This is a genomic window from Chitinibacter tainanensis DSM 15459 (genome assembly GCF_000429785.1).
GTDB classification, from domain to species: Bacteria; Pseudomonadota; Gammaproteobacteria; order Burkholderiales; family Chitinibacteraceae; genus Chitinibacter; species Chitinibacter tainanensis.
This window is the reverse complement of record NZ_KE386951.1, coordinates 261,699-275,264: the sequence shown is the minus strand read 5'-3', so window position 1 is coordinate 275,264 and position 13,566 is coordinate 261,699. Positions and strand designations below refer to the sequence as shown.

The following is a 13,566-nucleotide window of genomic DNA, read 5'->3' as shown; positions in this document are numbered from 1 at the left end:
GATCGCATGAAAAAAGTACTGATACTGGGCGTGAATGGTTTTATCGGCCATCACCTCACCAAGCGCATTTTGGCCACCACCAACTGGGAAGTGTTTGGCATGGATATGTATGCCGACAAGGTGCGCGAATTTATGCCACATCCGCGCTTTCATTTCTTTGAAGGTGACATCACGGTTAATCGCGAGTGGATCGAATATCACGTTAAAAAATGTGATGTGGTGCTGCCGCTGGTCGCGATCGCCACGCCCGCAACCTATGTGCAGGCGCCATTGCGGGTGTTTGAGCTCGATTTTGAAGCGAATCTGCCCATCATCAAATGGTGTGTCAAATACCGCAAGCGGGTGGTGTTTCCGTCGACTTCCGAGGTGTATGGCATGTGCCGCGATGAGGAGTTTGACCCCGAGCAGTCGGAGCTGGTGTATGGGCCCATCAATAAACCGCGCTGGATTTACGCTTGTTCGAAGCAATTGATGGATCGCGTGATTGCGGCCTATGGTCAGCAAGAAGGCCTGGATTACACGCTGTTTCGCCCCTTTAACTGGATTGGGGGTGGGCTCGATAGCATACACACGCCGAAGGAAGGCTCTAGCCGGGTGATCACCCAGTTTCTGGGGCATATCGTGCGTGGCGAAACTATTCAGCTGGTGGATGGTGGCCGGCAAAAACGCGCTTTTACCTACATCAACGATGGGATTGATGCGCTGATGAGCATCATTGCTAACCCCGGTGGGAAAGCAAGCGGGCAGATTTACAATATTGGCAACCCGCACAACAACTACTCGATACGCGAGCTGGCCGACATGATGCTGGCCTTGGCGCGTGAATATCCTGAATATGCCGCGGGTGTAGCGCAGGTGCAGGTCGTGGAGACCACGGCTGGGGCGTATTACGGCCAGGGCTATCAGGATGTGCAAAATCGGGTGCCGAAAATCAGCAATACCATGGCCGACTTGGGCTGGCAGCCACAAGTGAGTATGCAGGAAGCTTTGCGGGGGATTTTTGAATTTTACCGCGATGAGTTTGCGGCCGAACGCGATTTGGCGGTGGCGTGATGTCGCGTCAGCTGGTGTTGAAAGTGGATGTAGATACCTGGCGGGGCACCTGCGAAGGTGTACCACGGCTGGTCGACTTATTTCAGCGCTATCAGGTCGGGGCGACCTTTTTGTTTAGTTTGGGGCCAGATCACACCGGGCGGGCGCTTAAACGGGTCTTTCGCCCAGGCTTTTTGCGTAAAGTTTCGCGCACTTCAGTGCTGTCGCATTATGGCTGGCGCACTTTACTGTATGGCGTGCTGTTACCCGGCCCCGATATTGGCCGGCAAGGCGCAGCGATCTTGCAGCAAGTGCAGCAGGCTGGGTTTGAAGTTGGGATTCATTGCTGGGACCACGTGGCTTGGCAAGATCAGGTGCCCACACAAACATCCGCTTGGACTGCGCGGCAGCTGGAGTCTGCGGTCATGCGTTTTCGCCAGGTTTTTGGCTGTGCCCCGCTAACGCATGGTGCCGCCGGCTGGCAAATGAATGAAGCGGCCTACCGCCAGCAACTGGCTCTCGGATTGCGCTATGCCTCCGACAGCCGCGGTACAGCGCCATACTGGCCGATGAACGAGGCAGGTGAGGTGATTGGCGTGCCACAGCTGCCCACCACCTTGCCCACGCTGGATGAGTTGCTCGGGCGTGATGGCTGGCAGGCCGAGAATGTGCATGAGGCTTTGCTGGCTTTAAGCGCTGAGGCGAACTCATTGCAGGTGTTCACCCTGCATGCGGAGCTTGAAGGGCAGAAACTCTTGCCAGTACTGGAACGGCTGCTGCAAGGCTGGCTTGCGCAAGGATATCAGCTGGTGAGTGGCGAGACGGCGCTGGCGGGCTTAAATCTACCGCATCTACCCAAACACTACCGCCGCCGCGGTGAAGTGCCTGGCCGCAGTGGCGAGCTGGAGCTGCAAGGCCCGCCTTACTTGGCGGCCTAAGGCTCGTAGGCTTCGTTTTCGAGCACTAGGGGCAGAGTAAAGCGGAAAATCGTGCCGCCGGCAGGGTTGGCCTCCACCCACAGCCGGCCCTGATGGTGCTCGATGATCGAGCGGCAGATATTCAGCCCCATGCCCATGCCGCTGCCCTTGGTGGTGTAGAAGGGCTTGAAGAGCTGCTCCATCTGCTCGTCGCTGATGCCGGTACCGCGATCAATAATGCTGACTGCCAGCATTTCGTCCTGTTTGCGCAAGATGATCTTGAGTGCCCGATCTTTCACAGGCGTAGCGGCCATCGCTTCGATGGCGTTTTTGCTCAGATTAAACATGACTTGTTCCAGCATCACGGCATCGGCGTAAATTGCCGGCAGCTCTGGGTCGCGCTCGACTTGCAGTTTGACTTGGGCTTTTTTGATCTCTGCGCCTAATAAGGTGAGCACAGTTTCCAAAAGCTCACTCACTTCGCAGCGGGTGCGGTGCGGTGCGCGGCGCTGCACGAATTCGCGAATTCCGCGGATGATTTGCCCGGCGCGTTTGGCCTGCGCGGCCATTTTTTCAATCGCCTGATCCAGTTGCGCCACATTGGGCTCGGCTTGCGACAGCACATTGCGGCAGCCAGTGGCATAGCTGGCAATGGCGGCCAGCGGCTGGTTGAGCTCATGCGCAAGGCTGGAGGCCATTTCGCCCATGCTGATCAGGCGGGTGGTTTGCTGGAGTTGCTCGTTTTGCTGGCGCTCTTGCTCCTGCGCGGTTTTCAGTACTGTGACATCGGTGGCGATTTCCAGCCACACTTCGGAGCCATCTACCCACACGCTGCTGCGGCTTTTTACCTGATACCAGCGCTGGTGAAAATCATCAAACCATTCGCCATCGACCGGCAGGCGTTTATGCCGGCTAACCACCGGAATATTGCAATAACGGCCGTGTTTTTCGGGGATATCAAAAGCGCGATCAAATTGCCGGTTGGACAGCAGTAGCTCGCCTGAATTGGCATCGGACACCGATACCGCCGCATCTAGGCCATTGAGCACGGCCACAAAACGCTCATGCGACGCTTGCAGTGCCTCGCGCTCGCGCTGTAGCTCGGTAATGTCGTAAATTGCGCTAATCCAGCCGGTGTGCACACCTTCACCATCAATCAGCTTGGTGGCATACAGCCGCACATCAAAGCGCTCGCCATTGCTGCGCATAAAGCGCATCTGGTAGCCGGTGCTATCGGCACGGCCACTGAGAATCGCACGGTAAATGGCCATGCATTCTTCGATGTCTTCCGGCGGCCAGTAGGGCATGGGGTGCGAAGCGCCCAAGAGTTTTTCCTGTGAATAGCCCACCATCTCGCAAAACGCACGGTTCACATAGAAGAGCCGGCCTTCTAGGTCCATGGCCCGAATGCCGGTGACCAGCGAGTTTTCCATCGATTCACGCAGGGCTTGCTCCTGGCGCAACTGGGCTTCGGTGCGCTGGCGCTCTTTGATGTGCCGGCGTAGCGCCCAGGTGGAGGCCAGCATCAGCAATGACAGCGCCCCCACCACCAGCGTGAGCGCAGTTTGCCAGTTATCGCGTTTTTGCGCATACACATGCGCGGTGAGTTTGAGTTGATTGGGGCCCCAGGCCAGATCAATGCTGCTATTGAGGTGGCTGGCGTCGTGCGAGCGATCAAAGCGGCCAGCTAATAGTTTTTCTTGCTGCCAGAGGCTGATTTGATAGCGTTGGGCAATCCACCACGGCACTTGCTGTTGCAACATGGTGCGTAAATTGAGCTGGGCGATCAGCACATGGCGGCCATTGAAATTGAGCGTAATCGGCACTGCGATGGCCAGCACCGGCATATCTTCCGCCACCATAATGATTTTGCTGTAGGCGCTGGGCGCGCCGGCCAGCACCGCATCGCGAATCGCGATCAGCTCCGGGTGGCGATAGTCGGGCAGCTCGGCCACTTTGATTTCGGGCTCGCGCCAGCGCTGGCGGCCGGTTTCATCCACATATTCCAGCGCGATGATTTCCGGGGATTCTTGTAACAGACTCAGCGTGCGGGCGGTGAATTCGGCCGAGGCCAGACCATCGGTGGCCATGCTGGCGGCCACGGTACGTAGTTGGTGGGTGAAATTATCCACCCGGGTGGTGAGCGCCTGCTTTTGCCAGAGCAGATCCTGCGTCAGGCTGTTATTGCGTGCCGAGCGATCACTGTAGGCGGTAAAGATCAGGAAAATGGCCAGCGCAAGGCTGAAAAGCGCGGCGGCAAACGAGGGGAGTGTCAGCAGCCAGCGCGATTCAATGGTCTTGTGGGTGCCAAAGCGCGGGCTAGGCACTCGGCTTTACCTCATTGCGCAAAGGCTGGCCATTGGCTTGGTCGGTGATATTTTGCAACGTGGTTTCTGCGATGTTTTTCAGCGCCACATCGGTTAGATAACCCTGATGCGAGGTGATAAGCACATTCGGAAAGGTGGTCAACCGCGCCAGAATATCGTCTTTCAGCACGCTATCGGAGTGATCTTCAAAAAACACGCCTTCCTCATGCTCGTATACATCCAGCCCCAAGCCGCCAATCTGGCCGCTTTTGAGCGCGGCGAGGGCGGCGCGGGTATCAATCAGACCGCCGCGTGAGGTATTCAGAATAATCACGCCAGCTTTCATGTGCGAGAGCGTCTCGGCATTGATTAAATGCTGCGTGCTGGCCATCAGCGGGGTGTGCAGCGACAAAATATCGCTGCCGGCCATGACTTCTTCGAGCGTCATAAAGGTGCAATCGACATCGCACTCTTTGGGCGGGTAGGGATCATAGGCCAACACCTTGCAGCCAAAGCCGCGGGCGATGCGGGCAGTGGCCAGGCCGATTTTGCCTGCACCCAAAATCCCGAAGGTTTTGCCGTGCAGATTAAAACCCTCCAGCCCTTCGAGCTGGAAATTCCCTTCGCGCACCCGATTGTAGGCGCGGTGAATTTTGCGGCTGAGCGTTAGCAGCAGTGCAAAAACATGCTCGGCCACCGCCTCGGGCGAGTAGGCCGGCACACGCGTGACCGGAATGCCCAATTGCTGGGCCGCCACGAGGTCAACGCCGTTAAAACCGGCGCAGCGCAGCGCCACATGACGCACGCCGTATTTGGCGAGCTTGGCGAGTGTGGGGGCATCGAGGCGGTCATTCACAAACGGGCAGACCACCTCAAAACCATCTGCCAGCGGGGCCGTGTGGATGCCCAGCCGTTCCTCGAAAAACACCAGCTCATGCTGGTGGGCGGCATTGGCCGCTTCCAGGGTCTGGCGATCGAATCGTTTGCTGTCAAACACGGCGACCCGCATGGGGCTTACTCCTTAAAATTATGCGAAATGGTGGCGTCCAGATCGTGGCCCTGATAATGCAAGCCGCTGATCTTTTCGTCTAGTACCTTGCCCAGTGCGGCCGGAGCGTCTTCCGGATAGCGCACGCAGGCCAGCGCATTGCGCTCGCCAGCACCGGTTTCCAGGCGGATATCCAGCGGCGCAGGGGCGCCGAGTTGTTCGGTTAGCAGGCGGTGGACATCTTCTGCGGTGGTACTGACGGGCAGGTTACTGATTAACAACTGCATGGTGCTACCTCCGGTTAGTGAGAACGACGGGCCTGCCGACGCAATTCATCCAGCCGCCGGGCTGGGTTTTGGCCGGCAAGATATTCAGGGGCGATGGTTTCCAGCGCGCTGGGCTGCCAGCCCAAAATCGCCGCAAACCCTGCCGGATCAACATTATCCACTTGCAATGAATCTAAATTATCGTGGCTGACCGGGGGCTTGGGCAGCACACTCATCAAGGTGGCTTGCAGGCGCGCCGCCCAGTTTGGCAGCCCGATCACGCAGCGGGGGTGGCCGCTGAGGCGGCCGCTCAGCTGCACCAGCTCGCGCAGGGTATAGACTTTATGGCCCACCAAACTCAGTGTTTGCCCAATCAGATCGCGCCGGCTAACCGCCACAGCAAATGCTTCGGCCACATCGCCCACCCACACCGGCTGAAAGCGGGTGTCTGCGCCACCAATCGGCACCACCGGCGCAAACGCCTGCAGGCTGGCAAACAGATTCAAAAAGCTATCCTGCGCGCCAAACACCACCGAGGGGCGGAAGATCGTCCACGCCAGCTCACTGGCGCGCACTTTGGCTTCGGCCTCGCCCTTGCTGCGCTGGTAGTGTGAAGGGCCGTTCACGTCGGCACCCAGCGCGCTCATGTGCAAATAGCGCTGCACGCCCGCGCTTTTGCAGGCGGCGATAATCTTTTCGGTAAGGAGTATATGGCTGTGAGCAAAGTCTGCTGCGCTTCCCTGCAATATACCCACCAGATTAATTACCACATCCTGCCCATGGCAGAGCTGAGCCAGCGTGGCCGGATCATGCACATTGGCATTCACCACTTCGCAGCCTGGCAACACCAACAGATCGGCCTTGGTGGCTTCGCGGTGGCGGGTCGGAACGGTGAGGCGATGGCCAGCCCGGGCGAGCTTGGCCGCAATCTGGCGACCGATAAACCCAGAGCCGCCAATCAACAGAATGGAAAGTGCCATTATTCAGAAACCTCCTGCGCGGAATTTTTGCCGGGAATCGCGGGCAGCCGTTTCAAGAGTTGGGTCGTGCTACCCGGGAAATAATGCGCATAATGCGTCGCATTGGTCAGCACCGCTTTGACATAATCGCGGGTTTCGTTAAACGGGATCGTCTCAATATAGATCGCCGCTTCCAATTCGCGCGCATCTCGCCATTTGCCCGCATTGCCGGGGCCAGCGTTGTAGCCGGCGGTGGCCAGCACCGGGTTGCCGCCAAACCGCTCGGTCCAGTAGGCCAGATAGTAGCTGCCCAATTGCGGATTGATCTCAGGGTCGCTCATATCGCTGAGTTTGAAATCGCTGAGATTCATTTTCTTGGCCACCCACTGCGCGGTGGCGGGCATCAGCTGCATCAAGCCGGTAGCACCGGCGCTAGAGCGGATGTCGGCGATAAAGCGGCTTTCCTGGCGGATCAGCCCAAAGACCCAGGCCGGATCCAGGCCATTGGCTTTGGCCGCACTCTCGACCGAAGCCCGATACGGTAGTGGAAAGCGCAGGCTGAAATCATTGAGCGTTTTCGGGCGCATGGCCGCGAAAATACTGCGGTCGTACATCTGATTGCGGCTGGCCAGCTCGGCGGCGGCGAGCAGTTGCTGATCGCTCAGCCCCCGCATGGCGGCGTTCCATTCACGATTGGCCTCGATGCGCCAGCCCTGATCATTCAGCAGCAGCGCGCGGCGCACGCCCGGTACTTGATTGATCGCGGCCAGATCGTCTTTGCTGGCTTTGTAGCCCGGCACTGGCGCGCTGAGGATGCTACCCAGCTCTTCGCGAGCCAGCAGGCCATAAAAGTCGATTTCCTGGCTTAATTCCGTCCACAGCGCATTGGCGGTGGCAGCTTTGTTTTGCGCCAGCAGCGCGCGGGCTTTCCAATAGCGCCAGGCGCTGTCTTGTTGCTCATCAGCGGGTAGGGCGTTGATGCGTTGCTCAACGGTTTTCCAGTCGCCACTACGCAGCGCGGCACGGATGGTCCAGGCGCGATCATCGCTACTTAAATCTTGTAAATGCCCACGCGCGATCCATTGCGAGGCTTCGGGCAGATTGCGCCGGGCGGCGATTTGCCCCAGCTGCTGCCAGCCAAATTGCAGCTCGGTGGCCGGCAGACTGCTATCGCTTAGCAAACGGGCAGCTTGGGCCGGATTATTGCGAGCGATTTTCTCGACCGCAAACAGCCATAGCTCACGGCCAGCGCGGCTGCTGGTGTCGATTTCATCCACCCAGCGCTCGGGCGCGGTGTTGACAGTATTGAGATTGGCGGTGAGGACCGGAGTGCTTTTTTTGCCTTTCTTCACCATCACTGGTGGGCGTGGCACCAGATACTCGGGACTCCCCACGCGGGCCGCCAGCTGCCGGGCGAGGTCGAGCTGATTGTTGCTCAGCGCCTGCCGAATGCGCCACCAGATGTCTTCTTCTTTGAGCAGGCCTTGGCTAAACAGCGCTTCAAAGTAGGGGTTACAGGCGCTGGCTTGGGGTTTGGCGCTAAACCACAACTGGCGATGATTGGCCAATGCGCTGAAATCATTGCGCTTGAGCATGGCTTGCTGTTTCAAGCAGATCTGCTCGGCGTTCGGGCTCTCAAGCCGGCTGTAATACACCTCGTATTGCGCCCAATCTTGGCGGCGGGCCAGCTCTTTAAGCCAGTCGGCCAGAAAGCGCTCGGCCAGAGGGCTGGGGGAGTAGCGGCTGAGAAACTGGCCGGCATCGCCATCGCTGGTTTGATTAATCTGGGTTGTGAGGTAGTAATAGCGCGGATACATTTCCAGCGGGTCGCCCACGCTTTGCTCGCTCAGTTGGGCGAGCGCAACCATATCTCGGGCGCGCGCGGCTTCGCGTAGCTCGTCAAGGTTCATGCGGGCTTGGGCGCTGGCGGCCAGCAGGCAGCTCAGCATAATCAGGGTGGCTTTTTTTAACATGGACAGCAGCAATTTACAGTGGCGGGACGGCAGCGCTAAGGATAAACGAGGGCTGCAGGCTTGTCTTGCATCAATGGGGTGGTTTTGTTCAGTTTTGTGTAGGTAATTTGTGGCATCTGGCGCTGCCGAATGTTGCACTCAGCCCTGCTTGCCGCCGTGGCGTGGCACGGGGAGGGCAAAACCAAGTAGAATTAGCGAGTTTAGAAAATTTTAGCCGCGCTTTTGGCGCCCAAAGAACACATGCTGACTTTTCAGGAAATCTTGTTAAAGCTCCAAAATTACTGGAGTGACCACGGTTGTGCCCTGCTGCAACCCTACGATATCGAAGTGGGGGCGGGCACCTTCCACACGGCGACTTTCCTGCGATCACTGGGCCCCGAGCCATGGAATGCCGCCTACGTTCAGCCTTGCCGCCGCCCGAAAGACGGCCGCTATGGCGAGAACCCCAACCGCTGCCAGCATTATTACCAATACCAAGTGGTGCTCAAGCCTTCGCCAGACAATATCCAAGAGCTGTATCTGGGCTCGCTGGAATACCTGGGTATTGATACCAAAGTCCACGATGTGCGCTTTGTGGAAGACGACTGGGAAAGCCCAACGCTGGGCGCCTGGGGGCTGGGCTGGGAAGTGTGGCTCAACGGGATGGAAGTGACGCAATTTACCTACTTCCAGCAAGTGGGCGGTCTGGATTGCAAGCCGGTATTGGGCGAGATTACCTACGGGGTTGAGCGTCTAGCGATGTATCTGCAAGGCGTGGACAACATCTACGACATCGTTTGGACCGAATACCCGAACGGCCAGAAAGTCACCTACGGCGACATCTATCATCAGAACGAAGTCGAGCAATCGATTTACAACTTCGAGCAATCGAATGTGCCGTTCCTGTTTGATCAATTCAATCAGTTTGAAGCCGAAGCCAAGCGCCTGATCGAAGGCGGCCTTGCGCTGCCAGGCTTTGAAATGGTGATGAAATGCTCACACATGTTCAATCTGCTGGATGCGCGTGGCGCGATTTCGGTGACTGAGCGTGCGGCCTACATCGCCCGCGTGCGCAATCTGGCGCGGCTGGTGGCGCAGGCTTATTACGATTCGCGCGAAGCCTTGGGCTTCCCGATGTGCCAGCCGGTAGAGAAAGCCGCCAAATAAACGAAGGAGCCGCACATGCAACGTCTGTTATTGGGTTTACTGGTAGTGACTGTGGCAGCGTGCGGCAAATACGAGGACAAGGTGAGCGGCCCGGTGCCGGTGCCGGATCAAAAAGCCGACTGGCGCAGCTACGGCAAAATGCCGGACTTTGAAACCCTGGTGGATGTCAATTCGATCCAGCATGATGCCGGTTATGCCGAGCAGAATTACACCTTTGTCTGGATGGTGCAGCGCTTTAACGAAGACCAGATTGATGGCACTTCCAAGGGCAAGTACCGCTACAAATACACCCGGCAGGCCATTGATTGCCCCTCTGGCAAGATGGCCGGCGTGGCGGTGTCGATGAATGATGCGGATGATCTGGAAGTCGCCCGCTACGACGTGCCGGGCTTTCAGTGGGAATTTGCGCCCCAGCAGCCGGGTACTTTCGGGGCGGATTTCGTGGCCCAAGTGTGCAAAATGATGGCCGAAAAAGAGCAGGCCAAGCAAGCTGAAGAATAACTGAGGATGCTGCCAACGCAGCAAAAGCATATGAATCCAACCTTACTGATCGAACTGTTTACAGAAGAACTCCCTCCCAAGGCGTTGCCTAAGCTCGGCGCTGCGTTTGCCGAAAGTATTGCCGCGGAGCTAGTGAAACTGGGCTTTGCCCCTGCCAGCAGCGAAGTGAATACTTTTGCCAGCCCACGCCGTTTGGCGGTCACTGTGGCGGATGTGGCGGCGGTGCAGCCTGAGCAGGCCATCGAAAAACGCGGCCCTGCAGTGAGCGCAGGTTTTAAAGATGGCCAGCCTAGCCCCGCCTTGCTGGGTTTTGCCCGCTCGTGCGGTCTGAGTGCCGAGCAGCTGGATCAGCTGGGCACCGTGCATGACGGCAAGCAGGATGTGTATGTATTCCGTTCGGTGAAGGCGGGCGAGCCGCTGGCGACGGTGCTGGCCGACATCGTGGCGGCAGCAGTGAAAAAACTGCCGGCGCCCAAAATGATGCGCTGGGCCGATCGCGATGGCCAGTTTATCCGTCCGGTGCATGGCCTGATCATGTTGCACGGCGAACACGTGGTGCCCGGTCAGGTGCTGCATTTAAGCTCAGGTCAAACCACACGCGGGCATCGTTTCCTGTCGCAGGGTGAGCTGACCATTGCCAATGCGGCCGGCTATGCGCGCCAAATGTATGAAGAAGGCAAAGTGGTGGCCAGCCTCGCCGCCCGCAAAGCCCTGATCAGTGAAAAACTGCAGGAAGCCGCCGCCGCACTGAATGCCCGCATCGCTGCCGATGAAGCGCTGTTTGACGAAGTCACCGCGCTGGTGGAATGGCCGGTGGTACTCAAAGGTGAATTTGAAGCCGAATTTCTGCAAGTGCCGCAGGAATGCCTGATCCTCACCATGCAGCAAAATCAGAAATACTTCCCGCTGCTGGATGGTAACGGCAAGCTGATGAATCAGTTCTTGCTGGTGTCTAATCTGCAAACCAGCGACAGCAGCCACATCATTAACGGCAACGAGCGCGTGCTGCGCGCGCGCCTGTCTGATGCCAAATTCTTCTTCGAACAAGATAAAAAAGCGCCGCTTGATAGCCGGGTGCCGAAGCTCGCCAATGTCGTTTACCACAACAAGATCGGCTCGCAGCTGGAGCGCGTACAGCGCTTGCAAGCGGTTGCCGGCGCCATTGCTGGTTTGCTTGGGGCCGATGTGGCCAAAGCCGAGCGCGCGGCCTATCTGGCCAAGGCCGATTTGCTGACCGATATGGTGGGTGAATTCCCTGAGCTGCAAGGCATTATGGGTCAGTACTACGCCAAGCACGACGGTGAAGATACCGAGGTGGCGTATGCGGTTGAAGCCCATTACAAACCTAAGTTTGCGGGCGATACCCTGCCTGAAGGTGCGACTGCGCAAGCGGTTTCACTGGCGGATAAGCTCGAAACGCTGGTCGGTATTTACGGGATTGGCCTGATTCCAACTGGCGACAAAGATCCATTCGGGCTGCGCCGTGCGGCGCTGGGCGTGTTGCGGATCGCCCTGCAATCACCGCTGGATCTGCGCGAATTGCTGCGCACCACGGCCGCGCAATTCCCGGCCGGCCTGATTGCCGAAGGCACGGTGGAAGGCCTGTATGGCTTTATGCTCGATCGCCTGAAAAACCTGCTGGCAGCGGATTATCCGGCTGCAGATATTGATGCTGTGCTGGCGCTGAAACCAAGCCGCATCGATGATTTGCTGGTGCGTCTGGCGGCTGTGGCCGAATTTAAGGCCTTGCCCGAATCAGCCGCACTGGCGGCTGCGAATAAGCGGATTCGCAATATCCTGAAAAAAGTCGAAGGCGAAGTGCCAGCCCTGGACGCGGCCTTGCTGCAAGAAACGGCCGAGCAAGAGCTGTTTGCCGCGCTGCAAACCTTGCAAGCGCCCGTGGCGGCAGCGCTGGCGGCCAATGACTTCACCAGCGCGCTCAAGCAACTGGCCGCGCTGAAAGCCCCCGTAGATGCCTTCTTCGATGGTGTGATGGTCATGGCCGACGATCTGGCGGTGCGTGGCAATCGTCTGGCGCTGTTGAGCGCGCTGGCCGAAGTAATGAATCGCGTGGCCGAGCTGTCGCTGCTGGCCGACTAAACCCCGGGCGGGCTTGCCCGCCCTTGCCGAGGAAGATGGATGCCTGCCATGAAGCCCGAAGCCAGCAAGCTGTTGATTCTTGATCGTGATGGGGTGATTAACGAAGACCGGCCGGACTTCATCAAATCGCCGGAAGAATGGCTGCCGATTCCGGGTAGCCTGGAAGCGATTGGCGAATTAACCCGCGCCGGCTGGACCATCGTGGTGGCCACCAACCAAAGCTGTATCGGCCGCGGCATTATCGATATTGATATGCTCAATCGCATTCACGCCAAAATGCACCGCGCGGTGGTGAATGCCGGCGGGCATATCGATGCGATCTTCTTTTGCCCGCATGCGCCCGATGCCGGCTGTGATTGCCGCAAACCGGCGCCCGGCATGGTGCAGGATATCGCGCGCCGCTTTCGGGTGGATGTGGATGAATGCCTGATGGTGGGCGATTCGCTGCGCGATTTGCAGGCGGTGAGTCGTGCTGGCGGGCAGGCGCTGCTGGTGCGCACCGGCAATGGCCGTAAAACCGAAGCGGCTGGCGATTTGCCGGCTGGCACGCGTGTGTATGATGATCTGGCCGCCGTATGCGCCAGTTTGCTGGAAAACCCCAATTAATCACCTTGTTGCCCGTTCATGATCTGGTTTCGTTCTGCCCTGTATAGCCTTGGCCTGCTGGTATTAACCCCGCTATTTACCTTGATTGCCATTCTGGTCTTGCCGCTGCCGGCGGTGACCCGCAATACTATTGTGGCCTGGTGGGCGCGGCTGATGTTTATCTGGCTGCGCATCACCTGCGGGCTGACCTTCAAGGTGGAAGGCGCCGAGAATATCCCACATGGGCCGGCGATGATTATGTGCAAACACCAATCCGCCTGGGAAACCATGGCGCTGCAGCTGATTTTTCCGGCGCAGGTGTGGGTGCTGAAACGCGAATTGCTGCGCATTCCATTTTTTGGCTGGGGCCTGGCGGCCACTTCGCCCATCGCGATCGACCGCGGTCAGCGCGCCCAGGCGCAAAAACAGTTGATGGAGCAGGGGCGTGATCGGCTGAATAAAGGCCTGTGGATCGTGATTTTCCCCGAAGGTACGCGCATCAAGCCGGGCGAGCGTGGCCAATACAAGCAGGGCGGCGCCCGCTTGGCCAAAGATCTAGAAGTGCCGATTGTGCCGGTGGCTATGAATTCGGGCGAATTCTGGCCGAAAAATTCGTTTTGTAAATGGCCGGGGGAAGTGACGGTGCGAATTGGTGCGCCGATTAGCCCCGAAGGCAAAAATTCGCTCACCTTGATCAATGAAGTGGAAAACTGGATCGAAGGTGAAATGGCGCAGATTACCGGCCGTGGGCCGTGTTATGTGGCGCCGAGCAAGGCCGAATAAGGGGTATTGC

General features: G+C 58.2%; 12 protein-coding genes. 7 read left to right on the top strand and 5 right to left on the bottom strand.

The genetic code is table 11. The features are described 5' to 3' along the window. Positions 1 to 6: 6 nt before the first annotated feature. Both G482_RS18285 and G482_RS0110735 read left to right on the top strand, forming a co-directional pair. A complete protein-coding gene (locus G482_RS18285; RefSeq protein WP_034619514.1) occupies positions 7 to 1,053 on the top strand; it encodes a bifunctional UDP-4-keto-pentose/UDP-xylose synthase in 1,047 nt (348 codons plus the stop codon). Then, the gene (locus tag G482_RS0110735; protein WP_028450029.1) at positions 1,053 to 1,970 is read left to right on the top strand and encodes a polysaccharide deacetylase family protein; all 918 of its coding nucleotides are present in this window, start codon (positions 1,053 to 1,055) and stop codon (positions 1,968 to 1,970) included. The genes G482_RS18285 and G482_RS0110735 overlap by 1 nt, the downstream gene beginning before the upstream one ends. Here G482_RS0110735 and G482_RS18280 read toward each other — a convergent pair. Genes G482_RS18280 through G482_RS18275 form a run of 5 tightly spaced genes read right to left on the bottom strand, consistent with a single transcriptional unit; the run spans position 1,967 to position 8,441 of the window. Continuing rightward, positions 1,967 to 4,276 (bottom strand): PAS domain-containing sensor histidine kinase, encoded by a 2,310-nt coding sequence (locus G482_RS18280; protein WP_051258935.1) that lies wholly within the window; start codon positions 4,274 to 4,276, stop codon positions 1,967 to 1,969. The genes G482_RS0110735 and G482_RS18280 overlap by 4 nt on opposite strands. Beyond that, positions 4,269 to 5,264, bottom strand: coding sequence for a 2-hydroxyacid dehydrogenase (locus G482_RS0110725; protein WP_028450028.1), 996 nt, complete (start codon positions 5,262 to 5,264; stop codon positions 4,269 to 4,271). The genes G482_RS18280 and G482_RS0110725 overlap by 8 nt, the downstream gene beginning before the upstream one ends. A 5-nt stretch (positions 5,265 to 5,269) precedes the next feature. Continuing rightward, positions 5,270 to 5,530 carry an RNA-binding protein gene (locus tag G482_RS0110720; protein ID WP_028450027.1) on the bottom strand — a complete coding sequence of 87 codons (261 nt, stop codon included), beginning with the start codon at positions 5,528 to 5,530 and terminating at the stop codon, positions 5,270 to 5,272. Between the two features lie 14 nt (positions 5,531 to 5,544). After that, the gene (locus tag G482_RS0110715; RefSeq protein WP_028450026.1) at positions 5,545 to 6,489 is read right to left on the bottom strand and encodes a complex I NDUFA9 subunit family protein; all 945 of its coding nucleotides are present in this window, start codon (positions 6,487 to 6,489) and stop codon (positions 5,545 to 5,547) included. Further along, on the bottom strand, positions 6,489 to 8,441 hold the full coding sequence (locus G482_RS18275) for a lytic transglycosylase domain-containing protein (RefSeq protein WP_051258934.1): 1,953 nt from the start codon (positions 8,439 to 8,441) through the stop codon (positions 6,489 to 6,491). Before G482_RS18275 ends, G482_RS0110715 begins: the two co-directional genes overlap by 1 nt. 240 nt (positions 8,442 to 8,681) lie before the next feature. Here G482_RS18275 and glyQ point away from each other — a divergent pair, with 240 nt between their 5' ends. Genes glyQ through G482_RS0110685 form a run of 5 tightly spaced genes read left to right on the top strand, consistent with a single transcriptional unit; the run spans position 8,682 to position 13,556 of the window. Beyond that, positions 8,682 to 9,587, top strand: coding sequence for a glycine--tRNA ligase subunit alpha (gene glyQ, locus G482_RS0110705; protein ID WP_028450025.1), 906 nt, complete (start codon positions 8,682 to 8,684; stop codon positions 9,585 to 9,587). Positions 9,588 to 9,602: 15 nt separating this feature from the next. Beyond that, a complete protein-coding gene (locus G482_RS0110700) occupies positions 9,603 to 10,088 on the top strand; it encodes a surface-adhesin E family protein (protein WP_028450024.1) in 486 nt (161 codons plus the stop codon). Between the two features lie 30 nt (positions 10,089 to 10,118). Next, complete coding sequence (gene glyS, locus G482_RS0110695; protein WP_028450023.1) at positions 10,119 to 12,188, top strand: glycine--tRNA ligase subunit beta; 2,070 nt, start codon at positions 10,119 to 10,121, stop codon at positions 12,186 to 12,188. Between the two features lie 48 nt (positions 12,189 to 12,236). Continuing rightward, entirely contained in the window at positions 12,237 to 12,794 is a 558-nt protein-coding gene (gene gmhB, locus G482_RS0110690; protein WP_028450022.1) for a D-glycero-beta-D-manno-heptose 1,7-bisphosphate 7-phosphatase, read from the top strand. 18 nt (positions 12,795 to 12,812) lie between these two features. Further along, positions 12,813 to 13,556: a lysophospholipid acyltransferase family protein gene (locus tag G482_RS0110685; RefSeq protein WP_034619512.1), complete on the top strand. Its 744-nt coding sequence runs from the start codon at positions 12,813 to 12,815 to the stop codon at positions 13,554 to 13,556. Positions 13,557 to 13,566 lie beyond the last annotated feature (10 nt).

Excerpts from the sequence above, each read along its gene's own strand:
- G482_RS0110700 (WP_028450024.1), top strand. The coding sequence starts at position 9,603 with ATGCAACGTCTGTTATTGGGTTTACTGGTAGTGACTGTGGCAGCGTGC.
- G482_RS18275 (WP_051258934.1), bottom strand. The coding sequence starts at position 8,441 with ATGTTAAAAAAAGCCACCCTGATTATGCTGAGCTGCCTGCTGGCCGCC.
- glyS (WP_028450023.1), top strand. The coding sequence starts at position 10,119 with ATGAATCCAACCTTACTGATCGAACTGTTTACAGAAGAACTCCCTCCC.
- G482_RS0110725 (WP_028450028.1), bottom strand. The coding sequence starts at position 5,264 with ATGCGGGTCGCCGTGTTTGACAGCAAACGATTCGATCGCCAGACCCTG.
- G482_RS0110685 (WP_034619512.1), top strand. The coding sequence starts at position 12,813 with ATGATCTGGTTTCGTTCTGCCCTGTATAGCCTTGGCCTGCTGGTATTA.
- G482_RS0110720 (WP_028450027.1), bottom strand. The coding sequence starts at position 5,530 with ATGCAGTTGTTAATCAGTAACCTGCCCGTCAGTACCACCGCAGAAGAT.
- gmhB (WP_028450022.1), top strand. The coding sequence starts at position 12,237 with ATGAAGCCCGAAGCCAGCAAGCTGTTGATTCTTGATCGTGATGGGGTG.
- glyQ (WP_028450025.1), top strand. The coding sequence starts at position 8,682 with ATGCTGACTTTTCAGGAAATCTTGTTAAAGCTCCAAAATTACTGGAGT.
- G482_RS0110735 (WP_028450029.1), top strand. The coding sequence starts at position 1,053 with ATGTCGCGTCAGCTGGTGTTGAAAGTGGATGTAGATACCTGGCGGGGC.
- G482_RS18285 (WP_034619514.1), top strand. The coding sequence starts at position 7 with ATGAAAAAAGTACTGATACTGGGCGTGAATGGTTTTATCGGCCATCAC.
- G482_RS0110715 (WP_028450026.1), bottom strand. The coding sequence starts at position 6,489 with ATGGCACTTTCCATTCTGTTGATTGGCGGCTCTGGGTTTATCGGTCGC.